We start from the raw sequence: 19674 nt of genomic DNA, 5'->3' as shown, positions 1-19674 counted from the left end.
ATGCCGCGCAACGTTTAAGGAGTCCCTGTGGAGTTTTTGTCCGAGTACGCCGTTTTCCTGGCCAAGACCGTGACCCTGGTGATCGCCATCCTGGTGGTGCTGGCCAGCTTTGCGGCCTTGCGCAGCAAAGGTCGACGCAAATCCGCCGGCCAGTTGCAGGTCAGCAAACTGAATGATTTCTACAAGGGGCTGCGCGAACGCCTGGAGCAAACCTTGCTCGACAAGGACCAGCTCAAGGCCTTGCGCAAGTCCCAGGTCAAGAGCGAGAAAAAACAGAAGAAGCAGCCCGAGGCCAAACCGCGGGTGTTCGTGCTGGACTTCGACGGCGACATCAAGGCCTCGGCCACTGAAAGCCTGCGCCACGAAATCACCGCGCTGCTGACCCTCGCCACGCCCAAGGACGAAGTGGTACTGCGCCTGGAAAGCGGTGGCGGCATGGTCCACAGCTACGGCCTGGCGTCCTCGCAGTTGGCCCGTATCCGTGAGGCCGGCGTACCGCTGACCGTGTGCATCGACAAGGTCGCGGCCAGCGGCGGCTACATGATGGCGTGCATTGGCGAGAAGATCATCAGCGCGCCGTTCGCAATCCTCGGCTCGATCGGTGTGGTCGCGCAGTTGCCCAACGTCAATCGCCTGTTGAAAAAGCACGACATCGACTTCGAGGTGCTGACCGCCGGCGAATACAAACGCACCCTGACGGTATTTGGCGAAAACACCGAGAAGGGCCGGGAGAAATTCCAGGAAGACCTGGACATTACCCATCAGTTGTTCAAGAACTTCGTTGCCCGCTATCGCCCGCAACTGGCCATCGACGATGTGGCCACCGGTGAAATCTGGCTGGGCATTGCGGCGCTGGACAAGCAACTGGTGGACGAACTGAAGACCAGTGACGAGTACCTGGCCGAGCGCGCCAAGCAATCCGAGCTTTATCACCTGCATTACGCCGAACGCAAAAGCCTGCAGGAGCGTATCGGCATGGCGGCCAGCGGTTCGGTTGATCGTGTGTTGCTGAGCTGGTGGAGTCGCTTGACCCAGCAACGCTTCTGGTAATTTCCTGGGTCGTTGAAAAAAAACCGTGGGTGATTCCACGGTTTTTTTCTTTCAGGGCGATCCAAATTCCTTGCGAAGAAGGGAAGTTTCCTAAGCCCCCTGACGATTGCTCCCGCTTTTAGGGGGATCGGGGCCGGGTATGGTGGTGTTCCTGAAATGAGCGCAAAGGAATGCACCATGAATGAAATACCTCCCGCCAATGCTGCAAGCCCTGATCCCTCGCCGCCTCTGCGAATGCGCGATGAACTGAAAACCGCTTTGGCCATCTCCCTGCCGCAAACCCCCGGTCAGTTTGGCGAGCAGTTGATCAAAAAACAGTGGGGCCAGTACATCGATCCGGCGACAGCCCAGCTGGTGACCCTGGATTACGATTACAAGGGGCATCCTGCGCAGAACGGCATCCACCAGGGACGGGTGGCAAGTTCCATGTCCCTGGTGCAGGCGTTGCTGTCCAACTACCAGACCGTGGGCGACGGGCGCTTCGGTGAATCCGCGTTTGGGTTGTACACGCCACCGGATGTCGGGCCGTCGATAAGGATCGTGGCCCACGTTGACGAGTTTGCCGATATTGGCAGCGGCAACCACGACAGCTACGAAGGCATCTACCGCCAGACTGTGCCGCAAGGCTACGGCCCCGCCACTCAGATCGCCGTTAGGCCCGCCGATTTCAAGCAGTGGGTCTGGCAACTGAATCTCCAGGGCCTGTACCAGGCCTATCTCGGGCACGCATGGCCAGCGGACGCCGAGATTGTCGCAGCCCATCCGCACGGCCTGAAAACCTCGGCCAAAGCCGCCCTCGTCATGGCTGCTTTTCTGCAGTTTCGTGAGAAAAGCCTGAGCCAGAAAGGTCTGGAACTGGCCCTGCAGGCCGCGGGACTGCCGCCTGACCAGGCATGGGCAACCCTGAAACTCGAACAACTGCAGGCACCGGGTCGCAGGCTGGCGCAGCTGAAGTCGGGTCGCCTGAAGCTCTATCGTTACAGCTCGAAGGATATCTGGGGCTGGCGTGATCCGAATGGCCGGATTGTTTTGTACATCCCCGGTAACTCTTCTCCGCTGCACATCTTCGGCGATGCCGGGCAACTGCATCAATGGGTGGTGGAGCAGGGCACAAGTGACGCGACGAAACTGGCCCTGGCTGCGCACTTTGCCGAGGAGGACCGCAAGGACGGTACGTTCCACGCGGGTGTGGTGACGGCGTTGGACGGCATGGCGGTCTATCCGCGGCAACACCGGTTGACCAAAGAAGCGGGTTTCTTCAACGACGACGGTTTCTGGGAACCCGCCCGCTACATCGGTTTCGATGACTCGCCAGCAGGCGCCGACCCGTTTGCCCAACTGGTGCTGGCCATGAAGGAGGCCTCCCTGGCCAGTGTCAAAACCATTCGTGACGATGCCCAGGTCAATCGGGATAACCTGAGTGCCGTCGTCGAACCTGTGGTGCAGTGGATCAACCGTTTTGCCCCCCTGGCGCTGTTCGTCCCCGGTGGCGAAGGATTGCTGGCGCTGGCCGGCATCATCGACGCCGGTTATGGTCTTGATCAGGCGGTCAACGGTGAAACCGCGGATGATCGAGGGGCGGGCGTCACCCGAACAGTGTTTGGCTTGCTCAACGCGCTGCCGCTGGCGGGCGTAGGCGCGGTGCTGAAGGGCGATGCTGAGGCAGGCGCCATTGCCGAGCGTTCCCGCGAACCGGGCCAGAATGCGGGCGATGCCAGGCCATTGCCGGATCAGGCCGCGGAGCCTTCAGCGCCGGCGGATCCCGCAGCGCTGAACCGTGTGCAGCTTCTGCGCGGAATCGGCCCCTCAGTGGCATCCTTGAGCGATGAAGTGCTGGCGCAGATCGGCAAGGTCAGCGAAATCGATGATGACATGCTGCGCCTGATGAACAGTGGGCGCTCGCCGACGCCCTTGCTGGCCGATACCATCAGCCGATTCAGGATCGATCAGGAACTCGGGCAGGCGGCAATGTCTCAACGCGCGCGCGCCGAGCTGTTTTCCACCCGGTACCAGGCGCTTCAGCACTCGGAACATCAGTGGGTGCGGTTGTTCCAGCGGCAATACCCTGGCCTGCCCAGGAGCGCCATCGAACAAATGCTCGAGCGCTATGGCGTGGACCTCCAGAGCCGGGTGGACGCTGCACGCGTGCGGCAAGCATTCAAGCAGCTGAACCAAAAGGCCCTGCAATATCAGGAGCATGTGCGGCTCAATCGTGCCTATGAAGGCTTGTACATTCGCTCGCAGGTCACTGCGGAATCGGACACCCTGGCCCTGCATTCGCTGAAAAACCTGCCCGGATGGCCAAGGAGCCTGCGAATTGAAGTGCGCGAGCACTCCGTCATCGGCCCAATGCTGGATCGTAGCGGCGCGCTTGACGCCTCGAGCGTCCGTCGACTGATCAAGGTGGATGGCCATTACCAGGGGCGAGCCGGGCAGATGGACTTTTATGCAGCGCTTGTCGAAGTCTTGTCCGAGGACGAGCGTTCGGCATTGCAACTGTCTGCGGGTGACCCGGCATTGGCGTTGCGGCTGCAAGTCAGTGAGCGGGTTCTGCCACGCCCTGAGCTGGTGCTCGGACTGCACAGGATGGACAGTGGCCTGCCCTTCGAGACGCAAGGGCTGCGTGGCGGCGGTTTCCCCGGTACGCCGCAGGGCGCAGCGCTGACCCACGAAATGATGAGGCTGCAACTCAAGGAGATCTACCCGGATTTCACCGATACTGAAGCCGACGAATTGCTACAGCGTACCGGTGGCGGTGCGCAGGCACACATTGATTGGCTGAAACAACAGTTCCAGCAGCTCAACACGGACTTGAATGCCTGGATCGATCAGGTGATGGACGACATCGAGGACATGGACATTGACTTCCTCGACGCAGACGATGACGGGGCAGAGGGACTGGCGGATGAGGAGATCGAAGAGCATAACGAAGAGCTGGTCCAGAACGCGATCAACTACGAACGGGAAACCAGGATCGAGCTGGCTGACGAGCTTAAAGACATCTGGCAAAGGCGTGCGAAAGATGACCTGCGCGTCTATGAAGGCGCAGAACTTGTTGGATTCAGGCTGCACATGGGCTTCGAGAACTATCACCGATTGCCGGTCCTGAACATCCGGTTCAACCATGTCGTCGAGTTATCGATGCCACGCTTCCATGTGGCCGAACGTGGAACCTTGAACGGGTTCCTTGAGTGTTTTCCGAATCTGCAGACCTTGGATCTCGAAAGTGCCGAACTGATTGAATTCGACGCCCAGGGCAATGGGCAGACTGTACTGCCGACAGCCATCTTGAGCCTGACGCGTCTCAAGTCGCTGAGTCTCAAGTCCACCGGCCTGAAGTTCACCGTAGAGACATCAGGGCAGTTGAGCGGGCTGGTCAGGCTTCACACCCTGGACCTGAGTGACAATCCATTGGAAGTACCCCCTGTGCTGCTGCGGATGAATGACTTGCGGCGGCTGAACTTGAACAACACCCAAATTACCCGGTGCCCTTACGGCATCAGGGATGAGCCGTACATGATCTCACTGGATTTGCGTGACAACCAGATTGCGCGGATTCCGCCCGCGGTGATGAATCAGGCTGTGTCGGTGGATCGTGTGCTGCTGTGGGGCAATCCGTTGACGGACGAGGACACGCTGCGCCGACTGATTACTCATCGTGAGCAAACCGGGATCAATTTATGGCTGGGCGTGCCAGGCGCTGACTACGGACAACCGATGGCATGGCTACGAGACTGCGACGCCACGTTGCAACAGTTCCGACAAGCACTTTGGCAGCGGTTGGCAGGCAAACCCTCAGGTACGCGGTTCTTGAGCGCAATAGACAGGCTAAGCCTGACACCCGACTTCCGGGTCGCTTATCCGATGCTTCAGGCACGGGTCTGGCGACTTCTGGAGGAGGCCGATGCTTCAGACGCCGTATGGAGTCGATTGATCGCGGTGCGTGGGCGGCTGGAAAACCCATGGGTGGCTTTCAGGATGCTGGAACAAATCGCAGGCCTTTGAACGGATTTTATCCGTGGTGCCTGCAAGGAGGGAGCCTTGAACCCCGAACGGGGTTCAAGGCTGGACAATCAGCGGCGACGGAACAGCGGCAGCGGTTCGTCGGTGGCGGCCTGATAGGTCACCGAGAAGTCCTTGAGACCTTCCAGGGCTTCGTACGGGTCTTTATCGGGGCGAATCGCGAACGCATCGAAACCGCAGCGGTGCAGGTAGAACAACTGGTCGCGCAGCACGTCGCCAATCGCCCGCAGCTCGCCTTTGAAACCGTAACGGTCACGCAGCAGCCGGGCGTTGGAGTAGTTGCGGCCATCGGTGAAGGCCGGGAAGTTCAGGGCGATGACCTGGAAACTCGCCACGTCTTCACCGATTTCTTCCGCTTCTTCATCGGCGTCCAGCCAGATGCCCAGGCCGCCGTCGCGGGCCAGGAGCATGCGGCTGTGTTCACGCCACAGCTGCAGCGGGACGATGTAGTCGTCGCAGTTGGTGATTTCGTCGATGCTGAAATCCTTGGGCAGCAGGTGCCAGGTTTCGTCGACGACTTCGTTGTTCTTAATGATTCGCTGCATAGACGCGTTCCTTGAAGAGGTCGATGCCAATACGCTGGTAGGTGTCGATGAAACGCTCGTCTTCGGTACGTTGTTCGATGTACACGTCGATCAGCTTCTCGATCACGTCAGGCATGGCTTCCTGGGCGAAGGACGGGCCGAGGATCTTGCCCAGGCTGGCGTCACGGCTGGCGCTGCCGCCGAGGGACACCTGGTAGAACTCTTCGCCTTTCTTGTCCACCCCGAGGATGCCGATGTGGCCGACGTGGTGGTGACCACAGGCGTTCATGCAACCGGAGATGTTCAGGTCCAGTTCACCGATGTCGAACAGGTAGTCCAGGTCGTCGAAACGGCGCTGGATCGATTCGGCGATCGGGATCGACTTGGCGTTGGCCAGGGAGCAGAAATCGCCACCCGGGCAGCAGATGATGTCGGTCAGCAGGCCGATGTTCGGCGTGGCGAAACCTTGCTCGCGCAACTCGCCCCACAGGGTGAACAGCTTTTCCTGCTCGACGTCGGCCAGGATGATGTTCTGCTCGTGGGAAGTGCGCAGTTGACCGTAGCTGTAGCGCTCGGCCAGGTCTGCCACGGCGTCGAGCTGCTTGTCGGTGATGTCGCCCGGGGCAACGCCGGTCGGCTTCAGGGACAGGGTCACGGCGACATAACCGGGCTTCTTGTGGGCCAGGGTATTGCGTGCGCGCCAGCGGGCAAAGCCCGGGTGCTGTTGGTCGAGTTCGGCCAGGGCGGCGGCCTGGTCGTCCAGCGCCTTGTAGTCCGGGTCGACGAAGTGTTTGGCGACGCGATGGACTTCGGCTTCGGTCAGCGTGGTCTGGCCACCGCGCAGGTGCTCCATTTCCGCATCGACTTTCTGGGCGAAGACTTCAGGGGTCAGCGCCTTGACGAGGATCTTGATCCGCGCCTTGTACTTGTTGTCGCGACGACCATAGCGGTTGTAGACCCGCAGGATGGCGTCGAGGTAGCTCAACAGGTCCTGCCACGGCAGGAATTCGTTGATGAACGCACCGACGACCGGCGTACGGCCCAAGCCACCGCCGACCAGCACGCGGAAACCCAGTTCGCCAGCGGCGTTGTGCACCGGCTCAAGGCCGATGTCATGGACTTCGATGGCGGCACGGTCGGAGGTCGAACCGTTGACGGCGATCTTGAACTTGCGCGGCAGGTAGGCGAATTCCGGGTGGAAAGTGGTCCACTGGCGGACGATCTCGCACCATGGGCGCGGATCGATCAATTCGTCGGCAGCGACACCGGCGAACTGGTCGGTGGTGACGTTGCGCAGGCAGTTGCCGCTGGTCTGGATCGCGTGCATCTGCACAGTCGCCAGTTCAGCCAGGATGTCCGGGATGTCTTCCACGGCCGGCCAGTTGAACTGCACGTTCTGCCGGGTGCTGATGTGCGCGTAGCCCTTGTCGTAGTCGCGGGCAATCCTGGCCATCATTCGCATTTGCCGCGAAGTCAGCTGGCCGTAAGGCACGGCGACTCGCAACATCGGCGCGAAACGCTGGATATAAAGGCCATTTTGCAGGCGCAGGGGGCGGAATTCTTCTTCGCTCAGCTCGCCTGCCAGATAGCGTCGGGTCTGATCACGGAACTGCTTGACGCGGTCCTCGATGATCCGCTGATCGTATTCGTCGTATACGTACATATAAGTCCTGTTCTCAGGCTTGGGTCGCTCGGATACCGCTGCGTTTTTGTGCTTGCCGGAGTCCGATAAACCTCTGCAATTCTGCGCGCACGGCCGCGCACTCCCTACGGAGCCGGGGCAAGATACCAGTTTGCGGTTATGCGCAAAAGTGATGTTTGAGTATATGTAAAGAACCAAAAGAACTAATGAGAATCGTTGTTGCAAAGACCCTGTTTGTGGTGCGGGCAATCGTCGTCTTTAATGTGATCGAGTCTTTATGCAATCACCGATAAAACCGACAAGAGGCGATGCAATGAGCAACCCAACAAAAGCAACGAAAAGTGATAGTTCGGTCGATGCTTGGGCGATCCTGTTCCTGATCATCCTGGTCGTTGGCACTGCGGTATTCTGGGTCAGTCACCAATAAACCAACCCGTCCGGGTCCCATTCCGACGATTGTCGGACAAAAACCCGAATAAACGCCGTTTTCCGGGGCTTCGCTGGCTATAATGCGCGGCGAATTTCCGGGGGCTCGGACGATCAATGCTGAATTTCTTCTACTCCTTCCTGCTGCTGTTCGGCGCGGTTCACGGCACTGCTGCCCGAGCGGAATCGGTGTTGTTCCTGAACCCCGGAACGACCGAAGAAGCCTTCTGGGTCAGCTATTCGCAGTTCATGCAGGCGGCAGCCACGGACCTGGGCATCGACCTGCGGATTCTCTACTCCCAACGCATGCCGGAACTTACCCTGGCGCAAGCGCGTGTGGCGCTGCAAGGCCCCGGGCGTCCGGACTACCTGGTGTTCGTCAACGAACAATACGTCGCCCCGCAGATCATTCGCCTGGCCGAGGGCAGCGGGGTGAAGCTGTTCATGGTCAACGCGTCCTTGACGGCCAACCAGATGAGCCTGCTGGGCGAGCGCCCTGAGCGCCTGGGCAGCCTGGTGCCCAATGACGAGGAGGGCGGCTACCTGATGCTCAAGGAACTGATTCGCCAGCATCCCCCCGTGGCGCCCGGGGAGGTGATCGAGCTGCTGGCGTTTTCCGGCCTGAAAATCACCCCTTCGGCGCAGCTGCGCGAACAGGGCATGCTGCGGGCCCTGGCCGAGCACCCGCACGTGCGCTTGCGCCAGCTGGTTTACAGCGGCTGGACCCGGGAGCGGGCGTATGAACAGGCCGGGCTGCTGTTCCGGCGTTACCCGAAGGTCTCGCTGGTGTGGTCAGCCAATGACGAAATGGCGTTTGGCGCCATGCAGGCGTATTCGGAGACGGGCGGGGTTGCGGGCAAGGATGCCTTGTTCAGTGCGGTCAACAGCTCGCCGACGGCGTTACAGGCGTTGCTCGACGGACGCCTCAGCGTGCTGGTGGGCGGGCACTTCACCCTGGGTGGCTGGGCGTTGGTGGAGTTGCATGACCTGGATCAGGGTGTGGATCTCGACCATTACGGCGGCCGGGACCGGCGGATCCCGTTGCTGCAACTGATCGACAAGGCACAGGCCCGGCGATTGCTGGCCATGGGCGAATCACCGGCCTACGGTGTGAACTTCCGTCGACTGTCAGCCAAAGGCCGGCCGACGTCGTATCGCTATCCGTTCAGCCTGCAAACCCTGATGCGTTAAATGCCGGCCAGATGCAGCACCAGTTGCACGATGCCATACAGCGTCAAGGCGAACACCGCCGTGAACACAATCCCCAGGACCACGAAATGGCTGGGCTTGCCGTGGGTAAAGTCCCGCGCCCGGTTCTTCCCGCTCTGCACCCCGAACGCCGCCGCCATGACGCTGTGCAGCATCTGCCAGAAGGTCGGCGGCTTGTTGTCGGCTGGATCGTCCATAAACCCCTCTTCACCAAGGTGTGAGAGCTAAGCATAGCCAAACCCCATAACTATGTACCGCCACGCCGGCGGATGGCCGTGATGTCCTGACCCGCTCTCAATCGAGCAACAGGAATCACATCATGCCGGACCTTTCCACACCCGCTGAATCCGGGTTTCATGTCCCGTTTATCAAGAGCCGTGTTCCCGACTGGACGCGTCACCTGGCCACCCCCCATCTGCAGGCCATGACACTGGCGCGCAATCCTGCCCAGCGTTTCATCGAGGCTTACCCTGAACTGTATGCCAAGGCGTCACCGGCGTTGCGCCAGGCTTTGCTCGACAGCCAGGCACGGAGCAATGTTTCCACCCAGGTGCTGGCCACGACGCTGAAGGATTTGCAGGGCATTACCGAATTTGCCAAGCCATTGCTGACCGATGCGCTACAGAAAACATTCGGCCAGGCGCCGGATGTGACCGACACGGCGCTGTTTCATCTGCGCTCGCCCAATCGGGCCGAAGAGCAGTCATTGTTGCAGGCGGCGCTGCGCAACTTCGAAGAGGAGGAGCCCTTTGACGAAGTGGCCTTGCAGGAGACCAGCGCGCTGGCGCCTGCAGGGGCACTGGAAAGTCACCGCTACGATCAAAGCGAGCATTACCCGTTTGCGAAGGTGCGCTACAGCATCCGTGACAAGTTGTCGATCGAGCCCGCGGCGTTCGCCAGCCTGTGCCGGGAGCTGGACGTGGGCAAGCAGTATCAGGACCACCTGAGTGCCGTGTTCGATGCGCCCGACAAGGCGGCGACTGTCCGCCAGCAGACGATTGCGGCGAACAAGGACAGGATGCGCGTGCAGGCGCACATCGCGTTGATACAGTCGAATATTGACCCTGCGGACCATGCCACGGTGTTGGCGCTACTCGACGGAGCCTCGCCCGTGCGGCTCGATGGGGCCTTGGTCGCCTACAGTCGGCTGCACGTTTTTGGCTCGGAACTGAACGACGTACTGATCATTGGCGCTGCGTCGCGCCGAGCCAGGGCGGCCCTGCAGAATCCCTGGCTCGGTCTTCTGCCGTTTTCATCCTTGCTACCCACTCTGATTGAGGATACCCGGATCATCGTCTACATCCCGGGCGATCCCGTCAGTCCCCTCAAGGCGTATGGCTCGGGCCGCGAGTTTGCCCGGGACCTTGCGATCAAGCTGCGTACGTACAGTTACCAGCGGTTCTTCACCAGCTTTGTCGCACAGGATGAATCGAGCCGTTTCTTTCGCCGGCTCAAGGCCCAGCTCAAGGTCCAGAAGTGGGACCCGGCCCCGGTTTATCCGGGCCCGCCCTATAACCGGGACGCGTTCCGCGAGGGCATGTATGTAGAAGTGTGGAACGAGGAGGTCGACCTGGGCATGGATGAAACCTTCATTGATGGCGAGGTGTTTGGCGCCTGTTATGAGTTTCATCTGGCCCGGGTGAAGTCCAACGCCAGGTTGCTGGCAATACCCACCGCCGAGGTTGACCACGAGGCCTGGATTGCCCGGCTCGAACACTATGCCGAATGTGGGCTGAGCGTCTTGAACGTGGCAGCCTTTTTCGTGCCAGGGTTGGGCGAGGTCATGCTGGCCGTCACCGCCGTGCAATTGACCTACGAGGTTTACCAGGGGATGCAAGCGTGGAAAGAGGCAGACGCCGAGGAGGCCTGGGGCCACCTCAGTTCGGTCTTGCAGAACGTGGCGTTCATGGCCGTGTTGGGTGCGGTGGCACACAAGGCACCGCCGATCACGACCTCACGGTTTGTCAATGGCATGACCCGGATCGCCACGCCTTTTGGCGAGCCGCGTTTGTGGAGTCCGGATCTGGCCCCCTACAAGAGCAGTGTTTCCCTGGATGGAATCGAGCCGAACGCTTTGGGGCAGTACAAGATCGGGGGCAGGACCTACATTCGACAAGAGGGCAATGTCTACGAAAAGACCTTCGACCCGGCGCTGCAACAATGGCGGATCAAACACCCCAGCGACCCCCGGGCCTATCAACCTGTCTTGCGGCACAACCAGCACGGCGCCTGGCGCCACACGCTGGAACGGCCACTGGAGTGGGATCGCTCGACACTGTTGCGGCGGATGGGGCCGCAGATGGACGGTTTTTCCGATGCGCAGTTGCAGCAGATTGCCGAGGTCAGCGGCGTCAGTGATGACGCGTTGCGCCAGATGCACATCGACCACCAGCCACCGCCGCCGCTGTTGGCCGAGACCATCAGGTGGTTCAGAGGCGATCGACAGGGGAGTGCTCACGAGGCTGTTATCGAGCGACTGCAACGCAGTTTCCCGACGCTGTCGCCGGAGGGCGCGCGACAGGTGCTGGACAATGCCAGTGCTGCCGAGCTGGCCCAATTGCGCGACACCGCGAAAATACCCTTGCGCCAGGCCAGCGAGATTTGCGCCCATCTACAGCAAGCCGGCCTGAATCGGGCGCTCTGCGGTTTGCATCTGCAAGACATGGCGTCATTGGCCAGCGACCGTCTGGCGCTGCACTGTCTGGAGCAGTTGCCCGGCTGGTCGGCTGATATACGCGTGGAAATGCGTACCGGTTCGATCAAGGGCCCATTGCTGGACAGCGTCGGCAGCGACAGTGCGACGATTCGCTATTACCTGGTCAAGGGCGACGGTTACTTTCGCGCCTATGACGCGCAGGGCAGGGCTCTCAACAATTTGCCCGTCCATGGCCGCAATCTCTTCGAATCGCTACTGGAGTACTTGCCCGAAGCGGCACGGGCGAAACTGGATGGCAATCAAGTCCAGGCTTTGCAAAACAAACTGGCGAATTATGCCGGTGCTCATCGCCACGAGATGTCGCTGATCCTCAAGCAGCGCCCGTTGAATGGTCCCGGGCCGTCGCTGCGTCTGCCCGATGGCCGCCTCGGTTACCTGGCCAGCGGTCGTGGGGTCGGCTTCCCGGACGGCGCATTGGTCTCCCGGGTGCGAGACCTCTACCCGAACCTTTCCGATGCGCAAGCCAGTCAGTTCGTCAGAGGCCGCCTGAGCGCGGGAGACACCGATCAGCAAGTGTTCAATCTGTTGAACAACCGTCAACGGGAATTCGAGGCTTTGGACCGCGCGTTGAACAACTGGGTCTACGCTGGCGAGCAGGCCCCTGCGGGTGGGCCGTCGCGCCGGGTCATCGCCGATCGGTTGATCCAGTGCTGGCGCAACGGTCTTTACCGAGGATTGGAGCCCGCTTTTGAGCTGAATTTAAGCGGGGCTGACGCGTTGCCCGAGTGGGATGCCGACTTCACTCATGTGCGCAGTGTACGACTGACCAGTGATCAGCTCATCGGTGATTCGGGCGTTGCGCTGCTGCGGCGGTTTGCGAAGCTCAAAAAACTGGAGATTTCCGTGCGAGGGCAGGATATGGCTGCCTTGGCCGAGAAATTGCCGGGATTGACCGCGATTACCGAGCTGGCGCTTGAAAGCCCATTGCCGACCTTTGCGCCGCCCTTGGTGCAGGCGCTCGAAGGGATGACTCAGCTTGAGCAGTTGTCGCTCACGGGCAATATGGGCGCCATGGACTTCAGCACGCTGACCAATCTGCGGTCCTTGAGGTTGGCGGGGGATCTGACCGAATGGCCGAACGGGGTGTTCGGCTTGAACAGGCTGGAAACCCTCGATTTACGACGGATGCCGATCAGGTCGCTGCCTGACGAGCTGTTCAGTGGCAATGAATCGCTATGGCGACGCATGCAGCTCAATTGGGCTGCGCTGGAACCGCAGGCCTTCAAGAAAGCCTATGGTTATGTGCACGACAACCCGGCCCATTTACTCAACGAGCCGCAAATGGTTGCCAGGTACTGCAGGGGGCGATTGTCAGAACTGGCACCCAATGATGACACCTTTGCATCGGACGCAATGGCGCAATTCAGTAAAGACGGGCTGTCCGGACGGGCATTACTGGATCAGGTCGAGGCACTGCATCAGCAGCAGCTGGCATTGAGTCAGTCGTTGGACGCCTGGAAGGACAGGGTTGTTCGGGTTGACGGCAGGCAGATGGAGTTGCACCACCGCGCGCTGATCGCTGAAAAGATCCGCGAATGCTTTCTCAAGGGGCTGCGTGCCCGGTATGCACCCGCCCAGCCTGTGGCGGGTCCGTCGTGGGGGCAAGGTGACGCGCTGTTTGAAGTGTTGGACCTGACGGGATTTGGACCGTTGGGCGATTTACCCGAGCTTGGCGATACGGTCTTTGCTCATGTGCGCAGCCTGAAGCTCAGTAACAGCGCGCTATCGACCGAGCACGTCAACGATTTTCTGAGTGGATTTCCCCAGCTGCGCGCACTCGACCTCAGCGCCAACCGGCTGACCGGGCTGCCCCAGGCACTTGACAGGCTCGGGCAACTGCGCGAGTTGAACCTCTCATATAATCAGCTGACGATCACGGCGTCGGCGCAAGCGCGGTTGAACCGTATGACCGCCTTGGAAACCCTGAACCTGGCCTACAACCGGGTCGGCACCTTGCAGGTCGGTTCGATGACGGGCCTGCAAAGCCTGGACCTGAGCCATAGCAATATCCGCAACTGGCCCGAGGGTGTGCTGGCGTTGCCCAACCTGCGCCGTCTGGCCCTGAATCACAGCGGCATCACGGACATCCCCGCGGCGGCCCTGGCCGGGCATGACCAGCTGTTGGCGGCGACTTCGCTGCAAGGTTGCCGGCTGAGCCCGCAAGCGTTGACGTCGGTACGGACATACGCTGACCGCACGGCGTCGCGCAACCCGCTGGGTATCGAACGATTGCACCTGTCTGCCGGACGAACCGGAGGCGATCCGGAGTTCTATCCGGTTGAAGTATCGGAGCGCCCGGACCTGATACTGCCGTTGCACCTGGAACCGGGCGAAGGTGACGTGCCCCGGACAGCGGCCGCCAGGCTGCAACGTCTTGATCCTCAACTCGGCGCCGCTCAAGCCGTTGAACGGATTGATGCCTGGCTCACCCGGGGCATGAGCGCTCTGGAAATTGAAGCCCGGCTGGTCCAGTGGCAGCAACAGCGGACGCAATTGATCAAGCAGTTGAATGACTGGATCGATGTCCCGGCCTTTCGCAGCCATCAGGGCTGGGTAGGTGCGTTGGACCGCCGCCGGGCGGCTAACCAGCTCCTGGAGTGCTGGCGGGCGACCTTGCGCGAGGCGCCTGCGGCCGAGGGCGCAGCGACTGATGCCGTGCTGGACTTTGCCGGCCTGGTCATCGGTGATTTGCCGGCCTTGCCGGTTTCGTTCGAGCATGTCGGTGCATTGGACCTGAGCGGTGTCGGGCTCACGGAAAACTCGGATGGGTTCCTGCGTGCATTTCCCAAGTTGCGCAGCCTGACGCTCAATCACAACCGCCTGGGCGCGTTGCCCGACGCAGTGGGGCAATGTGAACACCTCATCCGCTTGAGCGCCAGCTATAACGATCTTGGCGCCAGTGATGAGTGGCGGCGCCAAGTGCGTTCCCTGAGGCATTTGCAATCGCTGGACTTGAGCGTGAACAGGCTGGTCAGTCTCGATGTCACCGGTCTTGAGCAGCTGCAAGCGCTGGATGTGAGCGGTAACCATCTTTGGGATTGGCCGCAAGGTGTGCTGCAAGCGCCAGCGCTGGCAACCCTCGACCTGAGTGGCAACCGAATACAGATCATTCCTCCCGATGCGTTTCTGCCAGGGCACGCAGCCTTGATGGCTGGCACCAACTTGTCCGATAACATTTACCTGGAACAGGTGGAACTCATACGATTGCAGGAGTACCTGCAGGAAACTGGCCGAGGCCTGGGCTTTACCTCGCAACAGATTGAACGCCATCTGGAGGGCTTCGGGCCTGAATCTTCCGAGGGTTCCGAGGCCTCCGACGAGGAGGATCATCCCGACCATGAATCGCCGCAGGCACAGAAAGCCCGATGGTTTTCCGGCGTGGCGGGCGACTCGGAAAAACACCAGGTGTGGAGCGACTTGATGGAGCAGGACACTACCCACGACTTTTCTTACATCCTCTCGCAACTTCAGCACACCCAGGACTTCGCCGCCGATCGCCTGGACCTCACGCAGCGCGTGTGGCGTGTCCTGGAAGCCGCCCATGGCGATGAAGCGCTGGGCAGGCGCTTGCTGGACCTGTCGAGGGCATTGAGGAATCGCGTGACCTGTGGCGATGGTCGGATCCTGTTGTTCAACGAGCTGGAAGTCGAGGTCCATGAGTTCAATGCCTTGAAGTCCATTGCCCCGGAGCACAAGGGCCGCGAGCTGCTGAAACTGTCCAGGGAGCTGTTCCGCCTGGCGCAGGTCGAAGAGATCGCCAGTACGCGTATCCAGCTCAGACCGAATATCGATCCTGCCGAGATTCGCCTGGCCTATCGAGTCGGCCTGGCCCGGCGTCTTGGATTGCCCAACCAGCCCAAAGGCATGTTGTATGAGAACCTGGCGCAGGTGACGACAGGTGATCTGGACCAGGCGTACGTATCGATCCTTGTCAGGGAACGGACCCCGGTGTTCATCGAGCAACTGACGGCGCGCAAATACTGGCGCGATTACCTGGAGGAGAAATACCCGGGGGAATTTACCCGGGTGCAGCAGGGCTTCCAGGCCAAGGCCAGTGAGCTGGAGGATAAATACCCGCAGCTCAATTCGGCCTACCTGCAGGAGATGGAGGCGCTGGATACGGCCAATAAAGCCGAGCGCCTGCAACTGCTGACCACACTCAGCGAACGTGAGGTAGCCGAGTTGGGCGCTCAGGCCTGATCGTCAGCGCAAAAAACTCTGGAGTCGGCGCAGGTCCGCCTCCAGAGCCCAAGGCTGCAAATCAATCAGTTGTCATAACCAAGGTTCGGCGCCAGCCAGCGCTCGGTCACGCTCAACTCCTGGCCTTTGCGCGAGGTGTAGCTCTGCACCTGATCCTTGTCGATCTTGCCCACGGCGAAATACTGCGCCTGTGGGTGAGCGAAGTACCAGCCACTGACGGCAGCCGCGGGGAACATCGCGTAGTGCTCGGTGAGGAACACGCCGCTGCGGCCGGCTTTCATTTCGCTCGCCTCTGGGTCGAGCAACGCGAACAGCGTGCTTTTCTCGGTGTGATCCGGGCAGGCCGGATAGCCCGGAGCAGGGCGGATGCCGCTGTATTGCTCCTTGATCAACGCCTCGTTGTCGAGCGTCTCGTCCTTGGCGTAGCCCCAGTGTTCCTTACGCACCTGCTGGTGCAGCCACTCGGCGCAGGCCTCGGCGAGGCGGTCGGCCAGGGCCTTGACCATGATCGAGTTGTAGTCGTCGCCAGCGTCCTGGTATGCCTTGGCCACTTCTTCAGCGCCGATCCCGGCGGTGGTGATGAAGCCACCCACGTAGTCGGTGACTTCGCTGTCCTTGGGCGCGACGAAGTCGGCGAGGGAGAAGTTCGGCTTGCCGTCGGTCTTGATGATCTGCTGGCGCAGGTGATGCAGCTTGGCCAATGGCTTGCCGTCATCGCCGTAGACTTCGATGTCATCGTCGCGCACCTGGTTGGCCGGCCAGAAGCCGAACACCGCGCGGGCGCTGATGAGTTTTTCGTCGATCAACTTGGCGAGCATTTCCTGGGCGTCGGCATACAGCGCGGTGGCGGCTTCACCGACTACTTCGTCTTCGAGGATGCGCGGGAATTTCCCGGCCAGGTCCCAGGAGATGAAAAACGGCGTCCAGTCGATGTATTCGGCGAGCACTTTCAGGTCGATATTATCGAGCACTTTGGCGCCGGTGAACGTCGGCTTGACAGGCTCGTAGGTGCTCCAGTCGAACTGCGGTTTTTTCGCAATGGCGGCGGCGTAGCTCAGGCGTTCGGTGCGGGCGCTGCGGTTGGCGGTGCGCTCGCGGACTTCGATGTATTCCTCGCGGGTTTTCTCGACGAAACCGGCCTTCAGTTCCTTGGATAGCAACTGGGTCGCCACGCCGACAGCACGGGAGGCGTCAGTGACATACACCACCGCGTCGTTGCTGTACTTGGGCTCGATCTTCACCGCGGTGTGCGCCTTGGAAGTCGTGGCGCCACCGATCATCAACGGCAGGTGGAAGTCCTGGCGCTGCATCTCGCGAGCCACGTGGACCATCTCGTCCAGTGAAGGGGTGATCAGGCCGGACAGGCCGATGATGTCGCACTTCTGTTCCTTGGCCACCTGCAGGATCTTCTCCGCCGGCACCATCACGCCGAGGTCGACGATATCGTAGCCGTTGCAACCGAGCACTACACCGACGATGTTCTTGCCGATGTCATGCACATCGCCTTTTACGGTCGCCATGAGGATCTTGCCCTTGGCTTCCGGCTTGTCGCCTTTTTCCGCCTCGATGAACGGGATCAGGTGGGCCACGGCCTGCTTCATCACCCGGGCGGACTTCACCACTTGCGGCAGGAACATCTTGCCGGCGCCGAACAGGTCGCCAACGATGTTCATGCCGGACATCAGCGGGCCTTCGATCACTTCGATCGGGCGGGCGAACGACTGGCGCGACTCTTCGGTGTCTTCGACGATGTGCGTGGTAATGCCTTTGACCAAGGCATGCTCCAGGCGCTTGTTGACGTCCCAGTTGCGCCACTCTTCGGTCTCGGCTTCCTTGACGCTGCCGTCGCCCTTGTACTTGTCGGCGATGGCGAGGAGGGCATCGGTGCCTTCCGGGGTGCGGTTGAGGATCACGTCTTCGACGGCGTCGCGCAGTTCCACCGGGATCTGGTCGTAGATCTCCAGTTGCCCGGCGTTGACGATACCCATGGTCAGGCCGGCGCGGATCGCGTACAGCAGGAACACCGAGTGGATCGCCTCGCGCACCGGGTTGTTGCCGCGGAACGAGAACGACACGTTGGACACGCCGCCCGACGTCAGGGCATAGGGCAGCTCGTCGCGGATGTAGGCACAGGCGTTGATGAAGTCCACGGCGTAGTTGTTGTGTTCTTCGATGCCGGTGGCCACGGCAAAGATGTTCGGGTCGAAGATGATGTCTTCCGGTGGGAAGCCGACATCGTTGACCAGAATGTCGTAGGAGCGTTTGCAGATCTCTTTCTTGCGTGCTTCGGTGTCGGCCTGGCCGGCTTCGTCGAAAGCCATCACCACCACGGCGGCGCCGTAACGCTTGCACAGCTTGGCGTGATGGATGAACTGCTCGACGCCTTCCTTCATGCTGATCGAGTTGACGATGCCCTTGCCCTGGATGCACTTGAGGCCGGCTTCGATCACTTCCCACTTCGAAGAGTCGATCATGATCGGTACGCGGGAGATGTCCGGTTCACCGGCAATCAGATTGAGGAAGGTCACCATGGCCTTCTTCGAATCGAGCATCCCCTCGTCCATGTTGATGTCGATGATCTGGGCGCCGGCCTCGACCTGCTGCAGGGCGACTTCCAGGGCTTCGGTGTAGTTGTCTTCACGGATCAGCCGGGCGAACTTGGCGGAGCCGGTGATGTTGGTGCGCTCGCCGACGTTGACGAACAGCGAGTTGCGATCGATGGTGAACGGCTCCAGGCCGGACAGGCGGCAAGCCTTGGGGATTTCCGGAATCTGCCGCGGCGCATAACCGGCCACGGCCTTGGCGATGGCTTCGATGTGACCCGGCGTGGTGCCGCAGCAGCCGCCGACGATGTTGAGGAAGCCACTTTGGGCGAACTCTTCGATGACCTTGGCGGTTTGCGCCGGCAGTTCGTCGTACTCGCCGAACTCGTTGGGCAGGCCGGCGTTCGGGTGCGCGGAAACGTGGGTGTTGGCCTTGTTCGACAGCTCTTCCAGGTACGGGCGCAACTCGCTGGCACCCAGTGCGCAGTTCAGGCCTACCGAAATCGGCTTGGCGTGGGCCACGGAGTTCCAGAAGGCTTCGGTGGTCTGGCCGGACAGGGTACGGCCGGAGGCATCGGTGATGGTGCCGGAAATCATGATCGGCAGCTCGATGCCCAGCTCTTCGAACACGCCCTGTACGGCGAAGATCGCGGCCTTGGCGTTGAGGGTGTCGAAGATGGTTTCGATCAGGATCAGGTCGGCGCCGCCTTCGATCAGGCCCTTGGTGGCTTCGGTGTAGTTTTCCACCAGTTCATCGAAGGTCACGTTGCGATAGCCGGGGTTGTTCACGTCCGGCGACAGCGAGCAGGTGCGGCTGGTAGGACCGAGCACGCCGGCGACGAAACGCGGCTTGTCCGGGTTCTCTAGGGTTTTCGCATCGGCGATCTTGCGCGCCAGGCGAGCGCCTTCTACGTTCAATTCGTAGGCCAGTTCTTCCATGCCGTAATCGGCCATGGAAATCCGGGTGGCGTTGAAGGTGTTGGTTTCCAGAATGTCGGCACCGGCATCCAGGTAGGCTTTCTCGATGCCACCAATCACGTCCGGGCGGGTGAGCACCAACAGGTCGTTGTTGCCTTTGACATCGCTCGGCCAGTCGGCGAAGCGTTTGCCACGATAATCCTGCTCTTCGAGCTTGTAGCTCTGGATCATCGTGCCCATGCCGCCATCGAGAATCAGGATGCGCTCTTTGAGGGCGTGCTTGAGGGCTTGGAGGCGAACGCTGCGATCGGACATTGGGACTACTCGGAAAGACCATGACGAAGGGCCGGGATGATAGCAAACCTGTGCGCTTTTAGAGCATGTCCGGGTTTTCCATGAATATCGCTCATGTTGGTGTGGCGG

Annotated in this window: 8 protein-coding genes; 4 read left to right on the top strand and 4 right to left on the bottom strand. The window is 60.8% G+C overall.

Annotated elements, in window-relative coordinates; genetic code table 11:
* The first annotated feature begins 27 nt into the window (after positions 1–27).
* The gene (sohB, locus tag DKB71_RS19340; protein WP_274075929.1) at positions 28–1050 is read left to right on the top strand and encodes a protease SohB; all 1023 of its coding nucleotides are present in this window, start codon (positions 28–30) and stop codon (positions 1048–1050) included.
* 177 nt (positions 1051–1227) lie between these two features.
* Positions 1228–5055: a dermonecrotic toxin domain-containing protein gene (locus tag DKB71_RS19335; RefSeq protein WP_408596705.1), complete on the top strand. Its 3828-nt coding sequence runs from the start codon at positions 1228–1230 to the stop codon at positions 5053–5055.
* A 68-nt stretch (positions 5056–5123) separates the two neighbouring features.
* Here DKB71_RS19335 and DKB71_RS19330 read toward each other — a convergent pair whose 3' ends face one another.
* Together DKB71_RS19330 and DKB71_RS19325 are read right to left on the bottom strand one after the other, a co-directional pair.
* Entirely contained in the window at positions 5124–5618 is a 495-nt protein-coding gene (locus tag DKB71_RS19330; protein WP_274075931.1) for a DUF934 domain-containing protein, read from the bottom strand.
* Complete coding sequence (locus DKB71_RS19325; RefSeq protein ID WP_274075932.1) at positions 5602–7260, bottom strand: nitrite/sulfite reductase; 1659 nt, start codon at positions 7258–7260, stop codon at positions 5602–5604. Before DKB71_RS19325 ends, DKB71_RS19330 begins: the two co-directional genes overlap by 17 nt.
* 522 nt (positions 7261–7782) lie before the next feature.
* On the opposite strand from DKB71_RS19325, the gene DKB71_RS19320 reads away from it, so the two are divergent.
* Positions 7783–8856 carry an ABC transporter substrate-binding protein gene (locus tag DKB71_RS19320; protein WP_408596702.1) on the top strand — a complete coding sequence of 358 codons (1074 nt, stop codon included), beginning with the start codon at positions 7783–7785 and terminating at the stop codon, positions 8854–8856.
* Here the strand turns inward: DKB71_RS19320 and DKB71_RS19315 are convergent.
* A complete protein-coding gene (locus DKB71_RS19315) occupies positions 8853–9071 on the bottom strand; it encodes a DUF2970 domain-containing protein (protein ID WP_274075934.1) in 219 nt (72 codons plus the stop codon). The two genes, DKB71_RS19320 and DKB71_RS19315, sit on opposite strands and share 4 nt — an antisense overlap.
* A gap of 122 nt (positions 9072–9193) precedes the next feature.
* On the opposite strand from DKB71_RS19315, the gene DKB71_RS19310 reads away from it, so the two are divergent.
* Positions 9194–15790, top strand: coding sequence for an NEL-type E3 ubiquitin ligase domain-containing protein (locus DKB71_RS19310; RefSeq protein WP_408596699.1), 6597 nt, complete (start codon positions 9194–9196; stop codon positions 15788–15790).
* 65 nt (positions 15791–15855) lie between these two features.
* Here the strand turns inward: DKB71_RS19310 and metH are convergent, their stop codons facing one another.
* A complete protein-coding gene (metH, locus tag DKB71_RS19305) occupies positions 15856–19566 on the bottom strand; it encodes a methionine synthase (RefSeq protein ID WP_323626094.1) in 3711 nt (1236 codons plus the stop codon).
* Positions 19567–19674 lie beyond the last annotated feature (108 nt).

It is taken from the genome of Pseudomonas sp. PLMAX (assembly GCF_046042685.1).
In the GTDB taxonomy this organism is placed as follows: Bacteria; Pseudomonadota; Gammaproteobacteria; order Pseudomonadales; family Pseudomonadaceae; genus Aquipseudomonas; species Aquipseudomonas putida_AE.
Note: the sequence above shows the minus strand (reverse complement) of the source record. Positions and strands in the feature narration are given on the sequence as shown.